This window comes from Paenibacillus sp. SORGH_AS_0306, assembly GCF_030819345.1.
GTDB classification, from domain to species: domain Bacteria; phylum Bacillota; class Bacilli; order Paenibacillales; family Paenibacillaceae; genus Saccharibacillus; species Saccharibacillus kyungheensis.
This window is the reverse complement of record NZ_JAUTBP010000001.1, coordinates 4,671,528-4,697,851: the sequence shown is the minus strand read 5'-3', so window position 1 is coordinate 4,697,851 and position 26,324 is coordinate 4,671,528. Positions and strand designations below refer to the sequence as shown.

Here is a 26,324-nt window from a genome sequence, read left to right as displayed (position 1 = left end):
AGCAAAACAGCAGTAACCTTATTTAACAAACAAAAAACACCTGATGTCCTAAGACAAAAGGTGTTATTACATACAATTATAATATACCGTGCACCTGTCATTGATTATTGCGATCCAAGCGGTTCTTCTGAACCACGACTCAGGATAGGCACTCCTTCGGCACAAGAACAAAACTGCTTATGGCTGCTTTCTTCCGAACCTGACCAGATTCACAGACGTCCTTTGCGAAGGACCCAGCCGTCAACACCGTATTCAGATACCAGCCTCACATCGACAAAACCTAAAACAGGAATTCAACCTCGCTACAGCGGATTGCGAGTTACAGGGCACCGCTACCTCCCCGTCTAGCACGGCATTAAATTATTATAACCGAGAGAAGCTTCTATTGCAATGGACAGATATATTGTTTTCAAAAAATTCATTTTTATCCAATAAAATAGCGTTCCAAATGTAACCTGCTACTAGATTATAATCTGAATATTATTTAGTTGACGCTGAAGCAGTCGAACGTGTTGGACGTCTTCCAGGACTGCTTGAAGTACTGCTATTTGCTGGCTTTTTAGCACTGCTGCTTTTGCCTTTTGCATTTGTTTCTTCAGCGGTATCGAAAGATGCTAAGAACTCTTTGTTAGTCTCTGTATTGCGCATTTTTTTGAGGAAACCATCAACAAAGTCAGGGGTTTCGTTCATGTTTTTGCGAATATGCCAGATCGTATCTAATTCTTCTTTACCTAACAAATCTTCTTCACGCCGTGTACCGGAACGACGAATATCGATTGCCGGGAAAATACGACGTTCTGCCAATTTGCGATCCAAATGAAGTTCCATATTACCTGTACCTTTAAATTCTTCGTAGATAATATCATCCATACGTGAACCTGTATCGATCAAAGCTGTAGCAAGAATCGTAAGACTACCGCCTTCTTCTACATTACGGGCAGCACCAAAGAAACGCTTCGGACGATGGAAAGCCGCTGGATCTATACCACCACTTAGTGTACGTCCAGATGGTGGAATAACCAGGTTATACGCACGTGCCAGACGAGTAATACTATCTAACAAAATAACAACGTCTTTTTTGTGTTCTACAAGACGAAGTGCGCGTTCAAGTACCAATTCAGCTACTTTAATATGATTTTCTGGCAATTCGTCAAATGTAGAAGCAACTACTTCACCTTTGACCGAACGCTGCATATCTGTTACTTCCTCAGGACGCTCATCAATTAATAATACAAACAAATCAATCTCAGGATTGTTTGTGGAGATGCTGTTAGCAATCTCTTTAAGAAGCAATGTTTTACCTGCTTTGGGAGGTGCAACAATTAGACCACGTTGTCCTAGTCCAACCGGTGCAAGAACATCCATAATACGAGTTGATAGTTTATTTTGAGCGGTTTCTAATACTAATTTTTCCTGTGGATAAAGAGGAGTTAATGCTGGGAAATGAAGACGCTCTGCGGCTTGTTCAGGGCTTGTTCCATTGACTGCATTGACTTGAAGTAATCCAAAGTAACGTTCATTTTCTTTTGGTGCTCTACATTTACCAGATACTAGATCACCTGTACGAAGATCGAACTTACGAATCTGTGAGGCTGAAATATAGATATCTTCATGACTGGGAAGATAATTAATCGGTCGTAAAAATCCATAACCTTCAGGTAAAATTTCAAGTACACCTTGCATAAACATCAAACCGCTTTTTTCAGCTTGTGCGCGCAAGATAGCAAAAATCAATTCTTTTTTCTTGAGCTGTCCATAATAAGGAATCTGATACTGTTTGGCTAGCTTATACAGATCAGTCAGCTTCATTTCTTCCAAATCGGAAATTTGTAAATCCATAAAATAACCACCTATTCAATTTTATCAAGATTGTTGAGACAAATATAAGTAAACTAAAACAAAACTACTATTATTCGGAAGATTGAGAAACTACATGTAAAAGGAGTGGAATTTTTCAAATTTGTTCATAGGATAGCATTACCCATTTTGGGAGGAGATATTCAAGAGGTATGTATTTTATAAAAAATACAAAAGAGTTCTCCTCCCCAACAGAGGGATGACTTGAAATATGATGATATAACCTATTTAGACGATTTCTCTCCACACATCTGCGCCTAGATTACGCAAATTCTCGACCAAATGATCATAACCACGGTCAATAAATTCAACACCAGACACTTCTGTAATACCTTCAGGCACGGTTAAGCCTGCAATAACAAGCGCAGCTCCTGCACGCAAGTCCATCGCTTTGACTTTGGCCGCATTAAGTGGTGCGCCTTCAATGATAGCAGAACGACCTTCTACTTTGATCTTAGCGCCCATACGCGCCAGTTCAGGAACATGCTTAAATCGGCTACTATACACAAAATCGCTAAGTACACTCACACCTTGAGCTTGTGTAAGTAGACTTGTCATCGGTGATTGCAAATCAGTAGCAAATCCAGGATACGTTAATGCTTTTACATCAACATGGTTATACGTAGGTCTCCCCATCACGCGGATACCTTCATCTAACTCTTCTACTTGCACGCCCATCTCTAATAATTTGGCAGTAATAGCTTCCAAATGCTTAGGAATAACATTATCAATTAAAACATTACCACGAGTCGCTGCTGCTGCTACCATATAGGTTCCTGCTTGAATACGGTCAGGAATAATAGAATGTCTACAGCCATGCATTTCAGTGACACCTTCAATACGAATAGTCTCTGTACCTGCACCTTTGATACTTGCACCCATAGCATTTAATAGTGTTGCTACATCTATAATCTCAGGCTCTTTCGCCGCGTTTTCAATAATAGTATGCCCTTTGGCTCTTGCAGCCGCAAGCATAATGTTAATCGTTGCTCCTACACTAGCAACGTCCAAGTAAATCTTAGCTCCACGTAATTCTTTAGCATATAAATGAATCGAACCGTGTTCATTTGTTACTGTTGCACCTAACGCTTCAAATCCTTTGATATGTTGATCGATTGGACGAGGTTCAAAATTACAGCCTCCCGGTAAACCGATCGTTGCTTCTCCAAAACGTCCAAGTAATGCACCCATCATGTAATACGAAGCTCTTAGCTTTTTGACAGGGCCATTGGGCATTGGAATTGATCGAACGTCACTTGGATCAATGCGCATCTGGTTTTCACTTTCGTGCCAGCTTACACTTGCTCCTAAATTTTCTAAAATTTCTGCATAAACGGCTACATCGCTTAATAGCGGTAAGTTATCCAACACGACTTCCGATTCCGCAAGCAATGCCGCAGGAATAAGCGCAATGGCACTATTTTTTGCACCGCTGATCGTTACAGTTCCCTGCAACGGGCGTCCGCCACTAATCATTAATTTTTCCATAAAGCTTAATGTCCCCCTACGTGTTTTGCATCCGGTAAACGATACGTGATGTTGAATTTTGGTAATGAAAATGGAAAGACACCGACTAGGCGGTGTGCTTCCCACAATCTGTTATTTAAAATGTTTTTGACAAAAACAATATGATTACGCTTTGTTGCTTGTTCCAAACTCACGGATTTTACCAATAACTGTTTGTTTGATAGCGTCGCGACCTGGTGCAATAAATGTACGAGGATCGTAAGCATCTGGTTTAGCAGCAAGTACTTCACGAACTGTTTTTGCAAATACGATTTGGTTCTCAGTATTTACGTTGATTTTGGATGTACCCAAAGAGATTGCTTTGTCGATATCGTGTTTAGGGATACCAGTACCACCGTGCAATACTAATGGAATTTGAACTGCGTCACGCACTTCTTCCATTTCTTTGAATCCTAAGTTAGGCTCGCCGTGGTAAGGACCATGTACAGAACCCAATGCTGGAGCTAATGTATCGATACCTGTTTCTTTAACGATGCGTACACATTCGTTAAGATCAGCATACATGATACCACCGATAACGTCATCTTCTTGTCCGCCTACAGTACCAACTTCAGCTTCAACAGAAACACCTTTAGCATGTGCATAGTCTACTACTTTTTTAGTCATTTCGATATTTTCGTCGATTGAATGGTGAGATCCATCGATCATTACAGATGTAAATCCAGCGTCGATCGCTTCTTTACATTTGTCAAAGCTTGAACCATGATCCAAGTGAATAGCAACTGGAACAGTGATTTTCATGTCATGAAGCAATCCTTCTACCATTTTAACAACAGTAGTGAATCCACCCATATGACGTGCAGCACCTTCAGATACACCAAGGATTACTGGTGATTTTTCTTCTTCCGCTGCTCCCAGAATCGCTTGAGTCCACTCCAGGTTATTGATGTTGTATTGTCCAACTGCATACTTTCCTTCAAGTGCTTTGTTTAACATGTCTGTCATAGATACTAATGGCATAATGATATCCTCCTTGAGAATGATGGTATTTGTAAGCCGATACTCGCATACGTTGCTTATTATAACACAACCCACTTCAAATACTAAACAAGCAATTTAAAAAGGGCTATGCGTCTTTGCATAGCAAAAAACCTATCTTAGAGGATAGGATTTTATTTTTGCTGATCCACTTGATTACCTCTTAGGTTTTGATCTACTACATTTCTCATTTCATCAATATCAAATGGCTTGGTAAAATGGCTGATCGCCCCTAGATCTTTAGCTTGTTTGATGATGTCTAATTCTCCATAAGCTGTCATCATAATCACTTTAATATGAGGATGGGTAGATTTGATATGCTTCAAAATTTCCAGTCCATCCATACCTGGAATTTTCATATCTAGAAGAACAAGATCCGGGTTATCTTTCTCTACCACTTCAAGCGCTGCTTTACCGTTAGCTGCTTGATACATCTGATATCCTTCATTTCCAAAAAGCTCCATCAGTAAAATTCGAATTCCATTTTGATCGTCTACGATAAGTATTTTCTTTTGTTCCACTTGTCATCCTTCCCTTCATCGCTGCTAAAGTATTATGCTGTGATTTTTTTCTTAATTAGAATGATGACGAACACACAATTCAAACGGTTGTTAGATAGATGTCAAAGTTTATGTTGTATAACATAATATACAAATTCGCTCTGACTTGCGAAAGTCCTGCTTATTCTACAAATTTGTCCCAACAAAATTTAGGTTTACTTTCTAATAATAACCATTATTTATAATTACTCTTTTCTTCTATTAATTATAAACGGTGCATCGTATAGAAGAGAATATAAAAATATGTCACTTTGATGTATTGCAAAAAAAGACGATTTCTTCCTCTATAGTGAGAAAGAAATCGCCTGTTATCGATCTAATATATATTAGCCTTGATGCTTAATAGAAGCTTTGACAAATTCACGGAATAACGGTTGTGGACGGTTCGGACGAGAAGTAAATTCTGGATGGAATTGTACTGCTAAGAACCACGGATGTTCAGGAACTTCTACGATCTCTACCAGTCTACCATCTGGAGAAGTACCGGAGATTTTCATACCCATTTGTTCAATTTGTTCACGGTATTGATTGTTGAACTCATACCGATGACGGTGACGTTCATATACCAATTCTTCTCCGTAACATTCCATCGCTAGTGAACCTGGTTGTAATTTACAAGGATATAATCCAAGACGCATAGTGCCGCCTAGATCTTCAATATCTTTTTGCTCTGGCAATAAATCAATTACTGGATAAGGAGTAGCTGGATTAATCTCAGAACTATTCGCTCCTTCTAATCCTGCAAAAGCACGAGCGTATTCGATAACAGATACTTGCATACCCAAGCAAATACCAAAGTAAGGAATGCTACGTTCGCGTGAATAACGAATTGCACTGATTTTACCTTCAATACCACGATCACCGAATCCACCTGGAACCAGGATACCACCTACACCACCAAGCAATTCGTGTACGTTCTCATCAGTGATTTCTTCTGCATTAACCCAGCGCAATTTCACGTCAGCATTTGCATGATATCCTGCATGTGACAACGATTCAACCACACTCAAGTAAGCATCATGTAAAGCTACATATTTACCAACAATCGCGATCTCAACTGTTTTTTCCAAGTTTTTGATACGATTAAGAAGGCTTTCCCATTCTGTCATATCCGGTTGAGGAGTATCTAGTTTGAGATGATTGACAACGATCTCGTCCAGACCTTCATCACGTAAATTAAGTGGTACTTCATAAAGAGAAGAAGCATCACGACATTCTACAACTGCATTTGCATCAATATCACAGAACAATGCAATTTTGGCTTTCATATCTTCAGATAATTCATATTCTGTACGACATACAATCACGTTAGGTTGAATACCGATACTGCGTAATTCTTTAACGCTATGTTGAGTCGGTTTTGTTTTTACTTCACCTGCTGCTTTGATATAAGGAATCAAGGTAACATGAATATACATTACATTTTCGCGGCCTACATCGCTTTTGATCTGACGAATCGCTTCAAGGAACGGAAGGCTTTCGATATCACCAACAGTACCACCGATTTCGGTAATAACAATATCAGAACCAGATTCGCGACCTGCACGGAATACACGCTCTTTAATTTCATTTGTAATATGTGGGATAACCTGTACTGTTCCACCCAAATATTCACCACGACGTTCTTTGCTAATTACGGAGGAATATACTTTACCTGTTGTTACGTTACTATTTTTGGACAAGTTAATATCGATAAAACGCTCGTAATGTCCAAGATCTAGATCTGTCTCTGCGCCATCATCTGTTACGAATACTTCGCCATGTTGATAAGGGCTCATCGTACCTGGATCGATATTGATGTACGGGTCAAACTTTTGAATCGTTACTTTCAAACCTCTGTTCTTTAACAATCTACCAAGTGATGCTGCTGTAATCCCTTTGCCGAGTGAAGATACAACTCCGCCTGTTACAAAAATATACTTTGCCACTGTATGACCTCCTAATTATTTTCCAGAAATTCCGGCGATATATGGGGGGTTACACAGCCCCTTTTCCTTATAAAAAACAAAAAAAGTGACACCCGTAGCTACGGGGCACTTTTATTTATTACAGCATTTGAGAAAATGCGTATACGTTTAGTTATAGGTTTAAATGATAAGCCCAAGCAATAGTTTACTCTGTATCTTTGTACCATGTCAAGACATATCCGCAAGAAAAAAAGCCTGCCCAAAACAGGCAGACTTTCATCGTTCTTTATTCAAGATTACTCTTTATTGTCTTCTTCTACATATTCTTCATCTTCGTCTTCATCGTCGTCATCGTCATCTTCGTCGTCGATAACAAGATCAGCTTTGTCTTCATCGTCATCTTCGCCGTCAACAAAGATATCATCAGAATCTTCGTCTACTGCATCGTAGTTCTCATCTTCTGTTTCATCTGCATCAACAACATCTTCGTTGTTGAATTCTTCGTCTTCGATATCATCATCTTCTTCATCGTTGATGATACGAGGGCGCTTCGCATTCGCGATTGGATCTTCTGCACGCTCAAGCGGATACCAACGTTTAAGACCCCATAGGTTAGTACCTACACATGCAAAACGTCCATCTACATTAATTTCAGTATATAGTTGAGCGATATACTCATCAGTTTGTTCTTTAGTAAAGCCACGTAGTTCTGCAACTTCCTTCATAAGGTCACGGTAATATAGAGGCGTATTGATTTTTTTCAAAATAGCAACAGCCAAATCTACCATCGGAATTTCGTGTACCTTTTCCGGATCGATTTTTAATTCTTGCGGTGTACTCACTTACGGACACTTCCTCTCGGATCCATTTTCACGCTTTATTATTCACGTTTTTTCGCACAAAAAATGCAAAATGCTGAGTTAAGTAAAACCTATTTATCAGCAAAAATCAAGTTTTTTACAAAAAATCGGAAGTTTTGCGTGTTTTGAGATATAACGTTCTAGATTTACGACAATATCTGACGATTACATACGTTCTGGAGCAGATACTCCAACAAGGCGAAGTACGTTCACGATAACTGTACGAACGCTGCCTAATAGAGCTAGACGAGCAGCCGTTTGTGCTTCATTATCTGTCAATGTACGCTCTGCTTTGTAATAGCTATGCATCATAGATGCTAGCTCGTATACATAGCGAATCAAGCGATGTGGAGCATAGTTATCAGCAGCTAGAGCTATTTCTTGAGGCAATTCGCCCATTTTGTGCAATAGATTGTACTCATGCTCACTTGTTAACAAGCTGTAATCAATCTCAGACAATGGAGGTAATTGAATACCTTGCTCTTCTGCTTGACGATAAATACTACAGATACGTGCATGTGCATATTGAACATAAAATACAGGATTTTCATTCGATGTTGAAATCGCTAAGTCCATATCAAAATCAAGATGAGAATCGATACTGCGCATTGTAAAGAAGTAACGAATAGCATCTACGCCTACTTCTGCCATCAAGTCTTCCATCGTTACCGCTTTACCTGTACGCTTGGACATTTTAACTTTTTCGCCATCTTGGAACAGACTTACCATTTGTGCGATCAATACGACTAATTTCTCAGGATCGTTACCTAATCCTTGCATCGCTGCTTTCATCCGTGGAATATATCCATGATGATCGGCACCCCAGATATTGATCATTTTATCGTAACCACGACCGTATTTGTCTTTGTGATAAGCGATATCCGGTGTCAAATACGTATACGTTCCATCATTTTTGATCAATACACGGTCTTTATCGTCGCCATAAGCAGTCGTACGAAGCCATGTTGCACCATCAAGTTCGTAGACTTCTCCGCGCTCGCGTAGCTCGTCTAATGCATCCAGTACTTGACCTGTCTCATAAAGAGATGTCTCACTAAACCAGATATCAAACTTCACACGGAACGCTTCTAGATCACGTTGGATTTTTTGCAATTCTTTTTCCAGACCATATTGACGGAAAAAGGCAGCACGTTCTCCTGGTGATTGGGATAATAAGCGGTCGCCTTCTTGCTCTACTAACTCTTTGGCAAATCCTTTGATATCTGCACCATGATAACCATCTTCTGGCATAGCTGCATCTTGACCTAGCTCTTGCAAATAGCGTGCTTCAATAGAGCTACTTAAATTCGACACCTGATTACCAGCATCGTTAATATAATATTCACGGGTTACTTGATAGCCTGCAAAGTCAAAAATATTACATAATGCGTCGCCAAAAGCAGCTCCACGAGCATGTCCTAAATGTAGACTTCCTGTTGGGTTAGCACTGACAAACTCAACTTCTACTTTTTCCCCTTTGCCATGCTCAATACGACCATAATTTTCACCTTGCTCTGCTACCACTTGAATAACTGGATACAGATAACTTTTGTTCAATGTGAAATTGATAAATCCTGGCCCTGCGATCTCTGCATGTTCAATATCGCCTTGTTGAAGATCAAGATTAGCGATAATATCTTCTGCGATCTGACGAGGATTCTTTTTAGCGATGCGAGTTAATTGCATTGCAATATTCGTTGCTAAGTCTCCGTGCGCTTTGTCTTTGGGTACTTCAAGCACCACTTCTGGTACTTCTTCACTGCTTACAATATTCGCTGCGATTACCGCTGCATGCACAGCTTCTTTTACTGCACTGCGACTTTGTTCCAATGGATTACGTGTCATCTTCTACTGCTCCTCCTGTGTTCGCATGGCTCACATTTCTGCTACTTCATGTGTAGCCAATGCCTGTATATGTAAACTGATCTTAAATGTCCCTGTAAGCTCTTCGTGCACATACAATTCGTATTCCCAGTTTACACGTCCAAGATGTCCATCTAGCGCTTGTGTCAATTGTGTAGTGTGTGTCAAAAGTGTAAATGTCGTAAACGGTGAACGGTACGAACCCGGCAATCGCTCTTCTTGACGAAAAGTCTGATCCGATTCTACAGCACCACGTCTCATAATTTTCACTTCATGATCATCGATCTTCACGACAGTACGAACTTCCTGCTGAAGAGTATCTGCGGATTCGGTGTAACGAATATATAAACTGCTGCCTTTTTGAAAAGCCTGCCCGATAAATTGAGTTGTGCTTAGCTCTCCATCTTGATCGCTCTGCAATGTCAATTGTACCTGATTGAATTCAGTCATAAGATCCAGCTCCATTTTTGATGATGCGCCATGTTAGCTTGTTGAATATAGAACATTTTCACGATTAATTCAATAAGCTCAATCTTTTCTATTGTACCATTATATTGAACCGCACGTAGAGATTCTGAGCAAAAAAATCCGTTTTTATAGCCAAATGCGTATTTTGTTATCTTCATGAATAGTTTAACAATTAGCGATTGAAATTTAATTTCTTTTGTTATAAACTAATTTTACCTACCGGTAAGTAAAATAAAAGGAGTCATGATATCACTATGGTTAAAAAGTCGACTTATGCAGACATTTTAGAAATTGCGTATCGTTTATTTGCTGAACATGGTTTTGATAAAACCAGTATGTCTATGATCAGCAAGGAATTGAAAATGACCAAACCTGCTCTTTATTATCATTTCCCCTCTAAAAATTCTATTATTGACGCTTTATTTAATGAAATTTGCCAGAGTATTAGATTTGAATATTTTTTTGATATTACTAGCTATACCAAGCAAAATTTTGAGCAACAGTTTATAAATGATGGATTAAAAATCTTAGCTGCTCAACAGACAGACGAATATTATGCTCGAATTATGAATCAGTACCAAGCACTCGGTTATCGGGAAGTGCATTATGCTCAGACATTGATAAATATTTTGGAAGGATTTCAGACGGGTTTTGAAAAGTTACTGCAATACGGGGCTTCTTGCGAAGTTGTTCATACTCAAGATCTTTCTCTAGCCGCTCAAACGCTCACTATGATTATTGATGGTATGGACAACTTTGTAGGCTATGGATTTCATTACAGATACGAGGATATTTGGACTAAAACGGTTCAGACTATTATCAAAGGAGATTAAACATGAATACTAGGCTTTCTCGTATTGTAGCTCTAGATTATGCAAGAGCACTGGCGATTTTGGGTATGATTATTGTTAACTACAAAATAGCGATGGAAGCCACTCAGAGTCATTTAGCATGGCTCAACTTATTTACAGGAATCTTTGAAGGGAGAGCCTCTGCGTTATTTGTGATCTTAGCAGGGTTTGGCATTTCTTTAATGACACGTCGAGCCAGAATATCTAAGGAGCCTACACTAATACGTAAAAATCGCCAACAATTGTACTACCGCTCATTATTTTTATTGATTGCTGGATTCGTATTACTGCTTGTAGGTTGGAATGCAGATATATTGCATTATTATGCTGTATTTATGATTTTGGGTTCGTTACTTATTACGGCTTCAGATCGTCTACTGGTACGATTAACTATTCTGATTTTAGTGAGTTCGCAGTTATTTCTAATCGTTTTTAATTACGGTAAAGGCTGGGATTCTTCTTTTCATGAATATGTAGATTTCTGGACGCTCCAAGGATTTTGGCGCAATCTATTTTTAAATGGATTTCATCCTCTTTTTCCATGGTTCAGCTTTTTTCTAATCGGTATGTGGTTGGGACGTAAAGATTGGACTTCTCCGCAGTATCGCAAAAAGATATTCTTGTTATCATTAACAGGTACTTTTATCTTCGAAATCATTTCGTATCTATGTATTCGCTTTTCGTCTCCATGGTTAGATTATGAATCAGCCACTTATTTATTCACCACTAAGCCTATGCCACCTACCACACTATATATTTGTTCTGCTACTTGTTCAGCTTTATGTGTATTGACTGCTTGTTTTTATATTGTTGATAAAACGAGTCAATTCTGGTTAACAAGAAGCTTAATCTCTACAGGGCAACTTTCTCTTACGCATTATATCGGGCATATTTTGATAGGGTTAGAATTTTTGCAATTGATTGGATACTTAGAAAATAAAAATGTAGTGTTTTCTACGTGTTATGCATTTTTGTATTTTGTAGTTGCGCTGATCTTTTCTTCCTTTTGGCGTAAACGAGTAGATCGAGGTCCTATCGAATTCATTATGCGTAAATGTTGCTAAACTTTATCACAATGAAGTAGATAAAAACCAAAAGCAACCTATCTAAAAAGACAGATTGCTTTTGGTTATATTAATTATTATCTTTTGCTGTAAATTTTAATGTAGCAGACCATGTTTTACCGCCATCTTTGGTCATATAGATCGATGGAGTTAAAGAATCGGTAACAGCAAGATAACCTACATTTTGACTTAAAAATGAAATGTTAGCACTGCTACCGTCGATTGTAGCCGGCATATTTTTCCACGTTTTGCCGCTGTCTAGCGATCTTCCGACAGCTACTTTACCACCTGCTGGTGATCCACCTGCAAGATACGCTATTGTATTACCTACAAATTGCATATTACCTGGTTGTCCACCTGGCTGAGCAGGGCCTTCACCATTACCTAAAGCGCCTGTACCCGGTGCTTTACCGCCACCTGCTGTCGATTGTCCGAACACTTGACGCCAGCTTGTGCCACTATCTGCACTGGCATAGACCGAATACGATACTTGAGACATCCCTGATCCACTGTATAAGATTGCCCATACTTGCTTGCCACTAGCATAAATTTCGCCGCCAGATACTTCAAGCGAACCTACGCTAAGCGAAGTTGTCCATTTGTTTCCGCCATCAATCGTTTGCATAATACGGTATCCACTATTGCTACCGGATACTGTTTTGACTACCCATCCTGTGTTGCTATCCTGGAAATAACCACCGCGTGTATTAGCCGGTGTAGGGATCGCTGTCCATGCTGCTCCACCATTAATCGTTTTGTATACACCTGATGTGGTATATGCAAATCCAGTACTTCCAGATTTTTTATCGATTTTGGTAAAGCGAAGATTTCCGTTATATGGCTTTTTCCAAGTCGTACCACCATCGGTTGTCGTTAAAAAGACAGGTTTTTGTCCAGAAGCAGCGCTTGCCAGAGCCCAACCTTGTGTATTACTTGTAAATTCAATCTGACTAAACTGCCATGTACCTGTATAAATCTTCTGCCAGTGACATCCACCGTCAGAAGTACCGATCAAAAATCCATTTCCTGCTACTCGGCCTGTTGTCTGACTCAAAAAGTCGGTATCGGTAAAATGAATATCTTCTTGGATACTAGATGAACGTCCTTGTTCCAATTGAGATTGTAGCGTAGTTCCATTCACATCGCATGCTTTAGACGTTGCCGCAGATGCAGGTGTTCCACTCCATTCAACCATTCCTAACAACAATACAAATGCCATTATAATGCTAAGTGATGGATACGATCCATATTGAAAACGATTATCTTTCATCTTCATATATTCAGCCTCCTAGAATATGTTACATACATGGAATATTAGTCTATGTACTATAGTATTAACCTTAATCATACAAAAAGAAGACCTGTCTTCTTCTATATTATATAAAAGAGGATACAGATCTTCTTAATCAACTTATAAATACGTACAATCTATAATCCTTATTTGCAAAGGTCTTCTACAAATTTAGGCAACACAAATGCTGCTTTGTGTAGACGTGGTGTATAATATTTGTTGCTTTCCATTTCAGGAATCGCTGTCTCGTCCACTTGAAGTGGATCATGTACTTTACTACCCATTGTAAATGTCCATAGACCACTTGGGTATGTTGGAATATTCGCACCATATACATGTACGATCGGGAAGATTTCTTTAACATCTTTGTTTACTTGTTGAATAAGCTCTGCTTTGAACCAAGGGTTGTCTGTTTGCGCTACAAAGATACCATCTTCTTTAAGTGCTTCATAGATACCTTGATAGAATCCACGCTCAAATAGTGGCGCAGCAGGGCCTACAGGTTCTGTAGAATCAACCATAATGACATCATATTTATTTTTGCTTTCGATAATGTGCATATAACCATCATTCACCAAGACTTCAACACGCGGGTTGTCGAGTTCTCCAGCGATTTCTGGTAGGTATTTTTTGGAATATTCGATCACTTTACCATCGATTTCAACCAATACCGCTTTTTCAACTTCAGGGTGCTTCAAGACTTCACGAATAACACCACCATCGCCACCACCTACAACTAATACGTGTTTAGGATTAGGGTGTGTGTTTAATGCAGGGTGAGCGACCATTTCATGATAAACGAATTCATCTTTAACTGTAGTCATTACCATGCCGTCTAGTACAAGCATGCGTCCGAATTCTTCTGTATCGATCATCGCTAAATCTTGAAATTCTGTTTTTTCAGTCACCAGTGTCTCACGAATTTTAGCTGTAATGCCGAATACCGGCGTTTGTTTTTCGGTGTACCATAATTCCATATTTATTACCTTCTTTCGCATATATTTATCGGAATTGGAAAGGTCGATGTTACCACATTCATTTCGCATTATACGCGATATAACCCTAGACTGCAAAAGGAACTTTAAACCGATTTGTACAAAAGGATACGTTGCCAAAATATCTTACATTTGAAAAAGGAGTCGATTCGATGAACATCTCAGACATTGTCCAAATGAAGGCACTTGATGCGGCTCCACGTCTACTCGGTCAAATCATTAGCCGGATTACGCCAGCAGGTGAAATACGTTGTCGGATCATCGAGACAGAGAGCTATGGGGGCGCTGAAGATAAAGGCAGTCATGCTTACGGTAATCGGCGTACTGCTCGTACAGAAATGATGTTTAGACAAGGAGGTACTTCGTATGTGTATCTCATTTACGGTATGTATCATTGTGTAAATGTAGTTACTGGTGATGTAGATGATCCGCAAGCGGTATTGATTCGTGCGGTAGAACCTGTATCGACGCGAGACGAACAATTGATGCTGCAATTAAGACCGACTGATTCACGTCGGATTCGTAATTTATCAAATGGGCCAGGAAAGCTCTGTCAGGCATTAGCGATTGATAAGTCTTTAAATGGTCTGAATCTGTTAGCTAGCGGGGGTCTGCTTCGCTTAGAACAGTCATCTGATTTGGAGCAACATCCATTTGAAATCGAATGTGGCCCACGTATTAATATTGATTATGCCGAAGAATATGCAAGCAAGCCGTGGCGCTTTTATATCAAAGATCATCTCTATGTCTCTGCCAAAAATTCGACGCCCACTTCACTATTATTGGACTCTTAATACAAAAAAAGATGCCGCTTCATGCAGAATAGTTACTCTGCTAGCGACATCTTTTTGTCTATCGACTGTATCCATTGATCCATCTGTGAAATGGTCATCGGTCGGCCATAATAATACCCTTGTATCACATAACAACCTTTAGATTGTAAAAATTCGACTTGAGCTTGGGTCTCTACCCCTTCTGCCACTAAGTCTAAATTGAGATTATCAGCGATTGCTACAATGGTACTAATGATAGCTTGCTTGGAAGCGATATCGCTTTTGCGAATAAAAATCTGATCGATTTTGAGAATATCTATCGGAAGTTCATCCAAAATACCTAATGATGAATATCCTGTTCCAAAATCATCTAAAGAAATCTTTACTCCAAGTTGTTGAATATACTGCAACTGTTCTACTGTTCCTTCAATACCATCCATCGCAATCGATTCTGTGATCTCCAATTCCAAATAACGAGCTTCGATACCTGTTTCAGCAATGATTTGTTCTACCCGATTTGCAAATCCAGGACATTCGAACATACGCGCGGACATATTAACTGAAATAGGCACGTAGATATGATGTTGTTTTTGCCAGATCAAGTTCTGTTGACAGGTTTCTTCTAACATCCAATTCGTAATAGGCATAATCAAGCCAGTTTCTTCTGCTACAGGAATAAATTCAGCCGGAGATACCATACCTAATTCTGGATGGTTCCAACGTAATAATGCTTCCATTCCTGTCAGACGATTATTCTTTGAATCCCATTTCGGCTGATACACAATAAAAAGCTGGTTATTTTCAAAAGCTCGCCGCAGATCATTTTCAAGCTCCATTCTCCGAATCTGACGACGATTCATATCTTCACTAAAGATACTGTATTTGTTTTTGCCTGAATTTTTGGATACATACATCGCTGTATCGGCTGCACGCATTAAAAAAGAACGTTCATATCCATGTTGAGGTACTAGAGCAATGCCTATACTTACAGTTATAAATAATTCAATACCGCCCAATTGATATGGTTTTTTAACAACATCTAGAATATGCTCTGCAAGTTGTTCAATATCTTGGGTAATTCCTTTGCTAGTCGCAATCAAAAATTCATCGCCACCCAAGCGAAACACAATCCCTTGATCCACCATACAAACTTTAAGTCTTTGGGCTACCTGTACTAATAATTCATCCCCAATATCATGCCCGAGTGTATCATTAATCGATTTGAAGCGATCCAAGTCTAGAAATAAAACTGCGCCTTCTTTTTGCAGTTTAAATTCTTTTTCAAAATAACGCTGTAAGCCATGACGATTAGGCAGTCCAGTTAAAGGATCACTGTAAGCCATCCGTTCCAAAATATGACGTTCTACAAAAATCGCTGCCCACGAAATTGCCAAAATCAAAAAAGTCACTACGGCTACTCCTGTAATCAAAAACAGTTGTCCTTTCATTGACTCATCAGTGGAAGCCGTATGAGTATAATGAAATTGCGCTGCCGCCATACCAGTATAATGCATACCTGATATAGCAAAACCCATTACGATCGCGCTATACAATTTCCACAGGCTAAAATTAGGTCGACTGCGAAAACGCCGAAATAAAAATAAAGCAGCATAAGAAGCTCCCAAAGCTACAAGTACAGATAGCATCAAATAGAAAGGATTATACGTAATATCTGCATCCATCTGCATCGCCGCCATGCCGGTGTAATGCATCGTGACGATTCCTATGCCCATGGCTGCTCCACCGACAGCTATTTTCCATAAGCGCATTACTGAATCTAAAGTTACATAAAAGGCAATCAACGAAGCAGTGATACTGGCAAAAGCAGATAAAAATGTAGTTCCAACATCATAACGAATATTTACACCTGTATGAAAAGCCAACATGCCTACAAAATGCATAGCCCAGATTCCGCCACCCATGACAAAAGAACCTGAACTCAACCATATAATTTTATGCGTACCTCTCGATTGAGAGACTTTATTTGCCAGATTAAGCGCTAAATAAGAAGCGAATATCGAAATGATTAATGATAGTACTACAATTTCAGTATTATAATGAATATCCATATGTTCCATACTCATCCTCCTTTCAAACGACTCTCTACTTATATAAAACGGTTATTTTCCTTGTTTTAGTTATAGTAAATTATCCCAATTTTTATTTTAAAAAAATAGATGGCAGATTCTGTTACGAATCATACCATCTATTTGTTAATCAAAAGATATCACTCCACTGTAGTTATTCTGTGATGTTGAAGTGTGTTGCCATTTTGTCCATTAAACGTGAAATCGTCATCGCTGCTTCTGCACGTGTTGTATTATCTTTTGGTGCGATCTGTCCATTTGGTCTACCTTGCATAATACCTTGATTTACAGCTGTAGCAAGGCTATTTTTAGCCCAATTGGATGTGTTGTTGCGATCTGTAAATGGTGTAAGTGCCTGGTTAGCATCTGCTGCAAATGAAGTAGACGGCTCCAAGTAGCTTAATGTGTTATTAAGAATATTCGACATTTCTTCACGTGTAATCTGTTGATCTGGTTGATATGAATCGTCTGTATATCCTTTAGTGATACCCGTAGCGGATACAGCATTAATCGCATTATAGTACCATTTATCAGGTGCAACATCTGCATACGTTACATTGTCAGTATTAGACGACACTTGTAATAAGTTATTAATCATTTGTGTGAATTGTGCACGCGTAATCAAGGCATCTGGATTATACTGATTATCGCCTACACCATTTAGAATGGACAAGTCTTGTAGTCTATTAATCTCTGATTCTGCCCAGTGTCCACTCACATCATTAAAGTTTTGTTTATTTGTCGTTACTAAAGTAACTTTTGTAGTATTATCTAGCTCTACATCTGTCGCTTCTCCACTAGCTGCTTCTACAGCATTGTCAGCTGGTGGTGTTACTGGTTCTTCTACAGCAGGCACTGGTGTATCTACTGTAGCAGCAGTTACTGGTGCCGGTATTCCTAGAACTCCTGGTGTACGATTAGAACCTACATTATCGTCATCATCCGATGTTCCAGGATTCGTTGGTGGATTGGTTGGCGGCGGTGTTTCTCCTTCACGATAATTAATCGTCTGAAGTACACTTGTATTGCCATTACGATTCAGTGTAATTACCAATTGTCCTTCAGAGGCTGGAAGTTGAATATTAAGATTTCCGTTACCATCTGCTCCAATCGTAATCGTTCCTAGTTGTACTGTACCTTGCTCATACACATCGCTTTGTACAGTAACAATATCTCCGGCTTGTAGACCACTCAATTGAATAGTTCCTTGCGTTCCTTGTACATCAACCAAATTGACAACTGGTGTCGGTGGTGTAGTAGGTGGAACTTCAACTCCATTGTATGGCAATGTTCCTATTTCGGTTTCCGTTCCATTGATCGTTACTCGTACCGACAGTTCACCTTGTGCATTCGGGAAGGTAAACGTTAATACCGCTTCTCCATTTGCATTCGCTGTTCCTGTTGCCAATACTTCATTAGCATCACTATAAACCGAAACGGTATTGCCTACTGCTACTCCACTTACTGTTACTGTTCCTTGATTTCCATTGATCGTTGTTAAGTCAGCGGCTGGGGTTGGTGTCGTTGGAATGTCGATTCCGCTGTATGGCAATGTCGCAATTTCCGTTTCCGTTCCATTAATCGTTACTCGTACAGATAACTCGCCTTGTGCATTCGGGAAAGTAAAGGTTAACACCGCTTCTCCGTTTGCGTTCGCTGTTCCTGTTGCCAATACTTCATTCGCATCACTATAAATCGAAATCGTGTTGCCTACTGCTACTCCACTTACCGTCACTGTTCCTTGATCTCCATTGATCGTTGTTAGGTCAGCGGCTGGGGTTGGTGTTGTCGGAATATCAATTCCGCTGTATGGCAATGTCGCAATTTCGGTTTCCGTTCCGTTAATAGTTACTCGTACAGAAAGTTCACCTTGTGCATTCGGGAAGGTAAACGTTAATACTGCTTCTCCGTTTGCGTTCGCTGTTCCTGTTGCAAGTACTTCATTCGCATCACTATAAATCGAAATCGTGTTGCCTACTGCTACTCCACTTACCGTCACTGTTCCTTGATCTCCATTGATCGTTGTTAGGTCAGCGGCTGGGGTTGGTGTTGTCGGAATATCAATTCCGCTGTATGGCAATGTCGCAATTTCGGTTTCCGTTCCGTTAATGGTTACTCGTACAGAAAGTTCACCTTGTGCATTCGGGAAAGTAAAGGTTAACACCGCTTCTCCGTTTGCGTTCGCTGTTCCTGTTGCCAATACTTCATTCGCATCACTATAGATTGAAATCGTGTTGCCTACTGCTACTCCACTTACCGTCACTGTTCCTTGATCTCCATTGATCGTTGTTAAGTCAGCGGCTGGTGCTGGTGTCGTTGGAATATCGATTCCGCTGTATGGCAATGTCGCAATTTCCGTTTCCGTTCCATTGATGGTTACTCGTACCGACAGCTCGCCTTGTGCATTCGGGAAAGTAAACGTTAATACCGCTTCTCCGTTTGCGTTCGCTGTTCCTGTTGCGAGTACTTCATTAGCATCACTATAGATTGAAATCGTGTTGCCTACTGTTACTCCACTTACTGTTACTGTTCCTTGATCACCTGCAATATCGGTGATCGCAGCACCTGGTGTTGGTGTGGTTGGAATATCAATTCCACTGTATGGTAGTGTAGCAATTTCGGTTTCCGTTCCATTAATCGTTACTCGTACGGACAATTCTCCTTGTGCATTCGGGAAAGTAAATACGATCTGGGCAGATCCATTACTTCCTGCTACTGCTGTTCCTAGAACGTTATTATCTTCGTCATACACTTTGACCACTTCACCAACAGCTACGTCTGTAATGTTCACTGTTCCTTGATCGCCTGTAATATCAGCGATCACAGCACCTGGTGTTGGTGTCGTTGGAATATCAATTCCACTGTATGGTAGTGTAGCAATTTCGGTTTCCGTTCCATTCACCGTCACTCGTACAGATAGTTCCCCTTGTGCATTCGGGAAGGTAAATATGATCTGGGCAGATCCATTACTTCCTGCTACTGCTGTTCCTAGAACGTTATTATCTTCGTCATACACTTTCACGACTTCGCCTACAGCTACTCCTGTGATATTGATAGTTCCTTGATCACCCGTAATATCAGCGATCACAGCACCTGGTGTTGGTGTCGTTGGAATATCAATTCCACTGTATGGTAGTGTAGCAATTTCGGTTTCCGTTCCATCCACCGTCACTCGTACAGATAGTTCCCCTTGTGCATTCGGGAAGGTAAATATGATCTGGGCAGATCCATTACTTCCTGCCACTGCTGTTCCTAGAACGTTATTATCTTCGTCGTATACTTTGACCACTTCACCTACAGCTACTCCGGTAATGTTCACTGTTCCTTGATCACCCGTAATATCAGCGATCACAGCAGCTGGGGTTGGTGTCGTTGGAATGTCGATTCCACTGTATGGCAATGCAGCAATTTCGGTTTCAAGTCCATTTACGGTTACTCGTACGGACAGTTCTCCTTGAGCGTTCGGGAATATGAATGTTAATGTTAACTGCCCACTTCCATCTACTGTTCCTGTAGCAAGCACCTCATTAGCATCACTGTAAATAGTAACTGGAGAGTTTGCTGTAACTCCAGTAATATTCACTGTTCCACGACTACCAGTAATATCAGTAATCACAGCATTAGGAGACGGCGTCGTCGGAATATCAATTCCGCTGTACGGTAGTGTAGCAATTTCCGTTTCTGTTCCATTTACTGTTACTCGTATCGACAATTCTCCTTGTGCGTTCGGGAAAGTAAATACGATCTGGGCAGATCCATTACTTCCTGCTACTGCCGTTCCCAACACATTGTTATCTTCGTCGTATACTTTCACGACTTCACCAACAGCTACGTCTGTAATGTTCACTGTTCCTTGATCGCCTGTAATATCGGTAATCACAGCACCCGGTGTTGGTGTCGTTGGAATATCAATTCCACTGTATGGCAATGTGGTAATTTCTGTTTCCGTTCCATTCACCGTTACTCGTACCGACAATTCTCCTTGTGCATTCGGGAAGGTAAAATCGATCTGGGCAGATCCATTACTTCCTACTACTGCGGTTCCTAAAACATTATTATCTTCGTCGTATACTTTCACGACTTCTCCTACAGCTACGCCTGTAATGTTCACTGTTCCTTGATCACCTGTAATATCGGTGATCACCGCACTTGGTGTTGGCGTGGTTGGAATATCGATTCCGCTATAAGGTAATGTAGCAATTTCTGTTTCCGCTCCATTGATAGTTACTCGTACGGATAGTTCACCTTGCGCATTCGGGAAAGTAAAGGTTAATACCGCTTCTCCGTTTGCATTCGCTGTTCCTGTTGCGAGTACTTCATTGGCATCACTATAGATTGAAACAGTATTGCCTACTGCTACTCCACTTATTCTTACTGTTCCTTGATCACCTGTAATATCAGTAATCACAGCATTAGGAGACGGCGTCGTCGGAATATCAATTCCGCTGTACGGCAATGTGGTAATTTCCGTTTCCGTTCCATTCACTGTTACTCGTACGGACAATTCTCCTTGTGCGTTCGGGAAAGTAAATACGATCTGGGCAGATCCATTACTTCCTGCTACCGCTGTTCCTAGAACGTTATTGTCTTCGTCGTATACTTTGACTACTTCACCTACAGCTACTCCTGTAATGTTCACTGTTCCTTGATCACCCGTAATATCAGCGATCACAGCAGCTGGTGTTGGCGTTGTTGGAATATCAATTCCGCTATAAGGTAATGTAGCAATTTCGGTTTCCGTTCCATTTGTAGTTACTCGTACGGATAGTTCACCCTGAGCGTTCGGGAAGGTAAATACGATCTGGGCAGATCCATTACTTCCTGCCACTGCTGTTCCTAGAACGTTATTATCTTCGTCATACACTTTCACGACTTCGCCTACAGCTACTCCTGTGATATTGATAGTTCCTTGATCACCTGCAATATCAGTAATCACAGCACCTGGTGTTGGCGTGGTTGGAATATCGATTCCGCTATAAGGTAATGTAGCAATTTCGGTTTCCGTTCCATTGACCGTTACTCGTACGGATAGTTCACCCTGAGCATTCGGGAAGGTGAATATGATCTGGGCAGATCCATTGCTTCCTGCCACCGCTGTTCCTAGAACGTTATTGTCTTCGTCGTATACTTTCACGACTTCTCCTACAGCTACGCCTGTAATATCTACAGTTCCTTGATCACCCGTAATATCGGTAATCGTAGCAGCTGGTGTTGGTGTGGTTGGAATATCGATTCCGCTGTATGGCAATGTAGCAATTTCGGTTTCTGTTCCATTTGTCGTTACTCGAACAGACAGTTCCCCTTGAACATTCGGGAAAGTAAAGTTCAAAATCGCTGTTCCGTCTGATCCAATTGTAGCTGTACCTAATACTTGATCATCATCGCTGTACACTTTTACAATATCGCCTGTTACACCATTAGCAATATCAATTGTTCCTTGTGCACCATCGATATCAGATAATACAGCTGTTGGTGTCGTTGGATTTACTGGAATTGGGATACCTTGATAATCAAATGTGTTTACTGTTGTTTCTACTCCATTTACAACTGTGCGAACAAACAATCTACCTTGAGCTTTCAAGAATTTGAAATTAATGATCGCTTGTCCATCGATATTAGCTACTCCTGTACCTAATACTTGATCATCGTCATCGTAGACTTTGGCTGTTTCTCCTTCAGTCATACCGATCACTGTGATTACTCCATCAACACCTTGTACTTGCGTGATCTCTGCTGTAGGTGTATCTGCTGGTGGAGCTACTTCTTCCGCTATATAATTAACATTTACAAGATTACTATTAATTTGATTACGAGATAAAATAACAGATACTTGTCCACCTTCAGGCAACAGAGCAAGTTGGATAGTCACTAATCCGCTACTATCAGCTAATCCTGTACCCAAAACAGTATTATTGGCATCTAGAACCCAAATCATATCTCCAGACTGCACATTACTTACTTTGACTGTATCGTTGATACCAATATTATTAATCACTTGTACATCTGCTGCTAATAAAACTGGACCAGGTTCAGTCAGATACACAACAGGTGTAGGCACACTGTCTATATTGCTATGCGTATTTATCGCTGAAATCGTACCGCCTGTTGGATTTAAAGTAAGATTGATAGTGACATCTCCAGATGACGTTACTGTTCCTGTACCTAAAATTGATCCTGCTTCAGATATAGTGACTTTATTACCTTCTGGTAAGCCAGTAACAGTCACACTATCTGCATTGCCGGCATTATTGAGAACAGTAATCGCTGCGGCTGGGATAGGAGGTACAATTTCTGTTGGATAGTTTACAGAGACTGGCTGACTTTCTAATCCTAAATATTCTAAAGTAGCACTGACAGAGCCACCAGTTGGTATTAATGTTAAGTTGATAACAGTATTACCATTGGCTGGAGCTGTTCCTGTACCGATAAGATCTGAGCCAGAATAGATATTTACTTTTTGACCTTCGTCCAAACCTTCAATAGTTACGGTATCGTTATCACCATAATTGTTAGCTGGCACTATATCTTCTGAAGGAATAGCTGGTATTAAAACAGCAGCATATCCAACCTGAATCGCTGTACTTTCTATCGTGTTGCGAACCAGACTTACACTGATTACACCACCGTTAGGTGCCAAATCTGTATTTACTTTTGCTAATCCATTTGCATCAGCAGGACTTGTACCAATTAGTGTACCGTTAGCATACACATTGATAATATCTCCTGATTGTAATGCTTTGACAGTGACTGAGGAGTTGCCTGCAATATCATTCACAATAGCTACATTTTCTTGTAAAAGAGCAGCTACTACTTCTGTCGTATAGTTTGCAAGCGTAGGTGCACTTTCGACTCCATTACGAATCAAAGTCACTCCCACCGTACCACCAATCGGCAATAAAGTTGTATTTAATGTAGCTTTGCCATCAGCTTGTACAGTTGCAGTTCCTAATAATGATCCTGCTCCATACACATCAATACTATCGCCTGCTGTTAAGCCACTTACTTGCACAATATCGTTATCACCCGAATTATTTGTCACTAAAATAGCATTAGCAGAAATAGCAGGAGTCACTTCTGCTCCATAAATCACTGTTGACGCAATACTTTCGACTCCTTGATTTGTAATCGTTACGCCAATCGTTCCTCCAAGAGGTACCAACGTAACATTTAATAATGCAGTTCCTTGAGCATTGACTACACCTGTTCCAATTACACTTCCATTTCCATATACGGTTACAATATTTCCCGCAGTCTGTCCTGTAATTTGAACAGTATCCGAGTTACCAGAAGCATTGTTTACAGTAATATTAGCAACTGGAATAGCAGGTACAACAACGCCACCATATGTGATCGAAGTCGTTACACTATCAATTCCATTTCGTGTAATGCCTACTCCAAGGCTACCACCTAAAGGATTAACCGCGACTGGAATAGCAACAGTTCCTGTCACTCCAGCGGTCGCAGTTCCCAAAACAGTACCATTTCCATAGACTTTCACAATATCTCCATTGGTCAAACCACTAATTGTTGCTGTTGCGTTCCCTCCAACAATAGGAGAAAGTGAAATCTGATTAGTTAATAGTGGTGTCACCACTTCTGCCAGATAACTGACTGCTGTTGGAGCACTATCTACTCCATTATGATTCAAACCGATATTTACACTCCCACCGATAGGAGTTAATACTACTGGAATTGTCACAGTACCTTGAGCATTGACGGTTCCTGTACCTAATAAACCATCAGCATTGTATACATTAACAGTATCGCCTGCCAATTGACCTGTCACGACAACCGTATCTGAAGTATTACCTGAACGATTGTTCACCTGAATATTAGCTGATCCAATAACAGGAACAGTAATCGAAGGGTAATTGACTGTTGTTGCTGCGCTTTGTAATAATCCTTGCTTGATAGTGACACTTAAACTGCCACCTGTAGGAGCCAAAACAACTGGCAAACTTAGGCTACTTGTTGTTGCTGGAGCAGTAGCTAATACGGTATTCCCTGAAGAAACCGTAACGATATCTCCTACTGTCAAACCACTTACTTTAACCGTAGAAGTACCTCCATACGAATTGGTTACTGTAATATTTCCAGAAACGATAGGTGGAATAACCTGCGCTCCATAACTTACTGTAGTTGGAGTACTTTCAATCGTATTTCGTTTTAAAGTAACACCTACGCTACCCCCATCAGGAGTTAATGTAGTCGTTACAGTAGCAACTCCACTTGCGTTTGCTGTAGCATTGCCAATAGCTGTTGTACCATTATAGACAGTGACTACATCTCCAGCACTTACACCTGTAACGGTCACTGTATCTTGATCGCCATATTGATTATCAATAGCAATATTAGCGGCTGGAATAGAATTTAGTACAGCACTACCATACGTAAAAGATGTTTTAGTACTTTCAGCAGTACCTCGAACCGTACTAACATTGATTGTGCCACCACTTGGAACTAGCGTTGCTGCGATAACGGCTGTTCCTTGCGCATTGACGACTCCAGAACCTAGCAATGTATTGCTAGTGTTATAAACAGAGATAGTATCTCCTTGAGTCTGTCCTGTAACTGTAACCGTTGAAGAACCGACGACTACATTGTTTACACTGATTTGTGCAGAAGAAGGGGCAGTAGGAGCAGGAAGTATAGTAAAGGTTCCTTGCTGTGTTGCACTGCCTATAGAAACATTTAATGTATTTTTAGAAGTTCCGGTAAATTGATAATTACCAGCGGCTGGTAATATTTTATTATTGAGGGTCAACGTTGTAGAAGGTAATAAAAGAAGAGCTGCGGTAGTAATCGTAACTGTTTGTCCATTATTCGTAATTTCACTAGCTACCAAATTTCTACCGTTAATCTGGTCAGCTGTTGTTGCTTTAATTCCGGCAGGTAAAGTATACGTGATACTGCCCAGAAGACTAATTACATCTCCTAAATTATAAGTAACACTCAAATTAGCTGATTGTCCCACAACTTGTACTCCATCAGCAGAAGTAATAGTCATCGAACCTGCAGCTGCACTTGCGTACCGAGGCAAGCCTGTAAAAATCAAAGTTACGATTAAAAATACTATAAAAACCGAGTAACTCCGTTTCTTCATATTTTTCTCCCCTTTTGTTTTAGTTAAATTGCCTGTCGCAACAAATAACACATCTTGTTATAGCTTACAGATTCATTTTCCTAGAAACAGCGGCAGTTATATATAGACTTTATTTCCTATTTTATACATTTTAGGAAATA

Annotated in this window: 15 protein-coding genes and 1 other RNA gene; 3 read left to right on the top strand and 13 right to left on the bottom strand. The window is 40.2% G+C overall.

All coding sequences use genetic code 11. The features are described from left to right. Nucleotides 1-86: 86 nt before the first annotated feature. The 9 genes from ffs to QE450_RS20695 form a co-directional block, all read right to left on the bottom strand. Nucleotides 87-353: signal recognition particle sRNA large type (ffs, locus tag QE450_RS20735), an RNA gene on the bottom strand. Nucleotides 354-480: 127 nt separating this feature from the next. Then, nucleotides 481-1,839, bottom strand: a complete 1,359-nt coding sequence (gene rho / locus QE450_RS20730) for a transcription termination factor Rho (RefSeq protein WP_273614367.1) — start codon at nucleotides 1,837-1,839, stop codon at nucleotides 481-483. 246 nt (nucleotides 1,840-2,085) lie between these two features. Continuing rightward, nucleotides 2,086-3,345, bottom strand: coding sequence for a UDP-N-acetylglucosamine 1-carboxyvinyltransferase (locus tag QE450_RS20725; protein ID WP_273614366.1), 1,260 nt, complete (start codon nucleotides 3,343-3,345; stop codon nucleotides 2,086-2,088). Nucleotides 3,346-3,489: 144 nt separating this feature from the next. Next, nucleotides 3,490-4,344, bottom strand: a complete 855-nt coding sequence (gene fba / locus QE450_RS20720; protein ID WP_204827334.1) for a class II fructose-1,6-bisphosphate aldolase — start codon at nucleotides 4,342-4,344, stop codon at nucleotides 3,490-3,492. Nucleotides 4,345-4,496: 152 nt separating this feature from the next. Beyond that, nucleotides 4,497-4,883, bottom strand: coding sequence for a response regulator (locus QE450_RS20715; protein WP_273614365.1), 387 nt, complete (start codon nucleotides 4,881-4,883; stop codon nucleotides 4,497-4,499). A gap of 365 nt (nucleotides 4,884-5,248) precedes the next feature. After that, nucleotides 5,249-6,850 (bottom strand): CTP synthase, encoded by a 1,602-nt coding sequence (locus QE450_RS20710; protein ID WP_204827335.1) that lies wholly within the window; start codon nucleotides 6,848-6,850, stop codon nucleotides 5,249-5,251. Nucleotides 6,851-7,125: 275 nt separating this feature from the next. Then, nucleotides 7,126-7,671, bottom strand: a complete 546-nt coding sequence (rpoE, locus tag QE450_RS20705) for a DNA-directed RNA polymerase subunit delta (protein ID WP_273614364.1) — start codon at nucleotides 7,669-7,671, stop codon at nucleotides 7,126-7,128. 183 nt (nucleotides 7,672-7,854) lie between these two features. Continuing rightward, entirely contained in the window at nucleotides 7,855-9,534 is a 1,680-nt protein-coding gene (gene argS / locus QE450_RS20700; protein WP_273614363.1) for an arginine--tRNA ligase, read from the bottom strand. A 30-nt stretch (nucleotides 9,535-9,564) separates the two neighbouring features. Further along, nucleotides 9,565-10,002 carry a YwiB family protein gene (locus QE450_RS20695; RefSeq protein WP_307301775.1) on the bottom strand — a complete coding sequence of 146 codons (438 nt, stop codon included), beginning with the start codon at nucleotides 10,000-10,002 and terminating at the stop codon, nucleotides 9,565-9,567. A 272-nt stretch (nucleotides 10,003-10,274) separates the two neighbouring features. On the opposite strand from QE450_RS20695, the gene QE450_RS20690 reads away from it, so the two are divergent. After that, nucleotides 10,275-10,853, top strand: a complete 579-nt coding sequence (locus QE450_RS20690) for a TetR/AcrR family transcriptional regulator (protein WP_307301773.1) — start codon at nucleotides 10,275-10,277, stop codon at nucleotides 10,851-10,853. Between the two features lie 2 nt (nucleotides 10,854-10,855). Then, on the top strand, nucleotides 10,856-11,935 hold the full coding sequence (locus tag QE450_RS20685) for a DUF418 domain-containing protein (protein ID WP_307301771.1): 1,080 nt from the start codon (nucleotides 10,856-10,858) through the stop codon (nucleotides 11,933-11,935). A 70-nt stretch (nucleotides 11,936-12,005) separates the two neighbouring features. Here QE450_RS20685 and QE450_RS20680 read toward each other — a convergent pair whose 3' ends face one another. Then, nucleotides 12,006-13,211, bottom strand: coding sequence for a WD40/YVTN/BNR-like repeat-containing protein (locus tag QE450_RS20680; RefSeq protein WP_307301770.1), 1,206 nt, complete (start codon nucleotides 13,209-13,211; stop codon nucleotides 12,006-12,008). A gap of 161 nt (nucleotides 13,212-13,372) precedes the next feature. Next, nucleotides 13,373-14,203, bottom strand: coding sequence for a polyamine aminopropyltransferase (speE, locus tag QE450_RS20675; RefSeq protein WP_274171306.1), 831 nt, complete (start codon nucleotides 14,201-14,203; stop codon nucleotides 13,373-13,375). 170 nt (nucleotides 14,204-14,373) lie between these two features. On the opposite strand from speE, the gene QE450_RS20670 reads away from it, so the two are divergent. Then, on the top strand, nucleotides 14,374-15,015 hold the full coding sequence (locus tag QE450_RS20670) for a DNA-3-methyladenine glycosylase (RefSeq protein WP_307301767.1): 642 nt from the start codon (nucleotides 14,374-14,376) through the stop codon (nucleotides 15,013-15,015). A 32-nt stretch (nucleotides 15,016-15,047) separates the two neighbouring features. Here the strand turns inward: QE450_RS20670 and QE450_RS20665 are convergent, their stop codons facing one another. Together QE450_RS20665 and QE450_RS20660 are read right to left on the bottom strand one after the other, a co-directional pair. Further along, nucleotides 15,048-17,072 carry a putative bifunctional diguanylate cyclase/phosphodiesterase gene (locus QE450_RS20665; protein ID WP_307301766.1) on the bottom strand — a complete coding sequence of 675 codons (2,025 nt, stop codon included), beginning with the start codon at nucleotides 17,070-17,072 and terminating at the stop codon, nucleotides 15,048-15,050. A gap of 163 nt (nucleotides 17,073-17,235) precedes the next feature. Beyond that, the gene (locus QE450_RS20660) at nucleotides 17,236-26,184 is read right to left on the bottom strand and encodes an S-layer homology domain-containing protein (protein WP_307301764.1); all 8,949 of its coding nucleotides are present in this window, start codon (nucleotides 26,182-26,184) and stop codon (nucleotides 17,236-17,238) included. Nucleotides 26,185-26,324 lie beyond the last annotated feature (140 nt).

Bases quoted from the DNA above. Each gene is read 5' to 3' on its own strand.
- rho (WP_273614367.1), bottom strand. From the start codon at position 1,839: ATGGATTTACAAATTTCCGATTTGGAAGAAATGAAGCTGACTGATCTG.
- QE450_RS20725 (WP_273614366.1), bottom strand. From the start codon at position 3,345: ATGGAAAAATTAATGATTAGTGGCGGACGCCCGTTGCAGGGAACTGTA.
- fba (WP_204827334.1), bottom strand. From the start codon at position 4,344: ATGCCATTAGTATCTATGACAGACATGTTAAACAAAGCACTTGAAGGA.
- argS (WP_273614363.1), bottom strand. From the start codon at position 9,534: ATGACACGTAATCCATTGGAACAAAGTCGCAGTGCAGTAAAAGAAGCT.
- QE450_RS20695 (WP_307301775.1), bottom strand. From the start codon at position 10,002: ATGACTGAATTCAATCAGGTACAATTGACATTGCAGAGCGATCAAGAT.
- QE450_RS20690 (WP_307301773.1), top strand. From the start codon at position 10,275: ATGGTTAAAAAGTCGACTTATGCAGACATTTTAGAAATTGCGTATCGT.
- QE450_RS20685 (WP_307301771.1), top strand. From the start codon at position 10,856: ATGAATACTAGGCTTTCTCGTATTGTAGCTCTAGATTATGCAAGAGCA.
- QE450_RS20680 (WP_307301770.1), bottom strand. From the start codon at position 13,211: ATGAAGATGAAAGATAATCGTTTTCAATATGGATCGTATCCATCACTT.
- speE (WP_274171306.1), bottom strand. From the start codon at position 14,203: ATGGAATTATGGTACACCGAAAAACAAACGCCGGTATTCGGCATTACA.
- QE450_RS20670 (WP_307301767.1), top strand. From the start codon at position 14,374: ATGAACATCTCAGACATTGTCCAAATGAAGGCACTTGATGCGGCTCCA.
- QE450_RS20665 (WP_307301766.1), bottom strand. From the start codon at position 17,072: ATGGAACATATGGATATTCATTATAATACTGAAATTGTAGTACTATCA.
- QE450_RS20660 (WP_307301764.1), bottom strand. From the start codon at position 26,184: ATGAAGAAACGGAGTTACTCGGTTTTTATAGTATTTTTAATCGTAACT.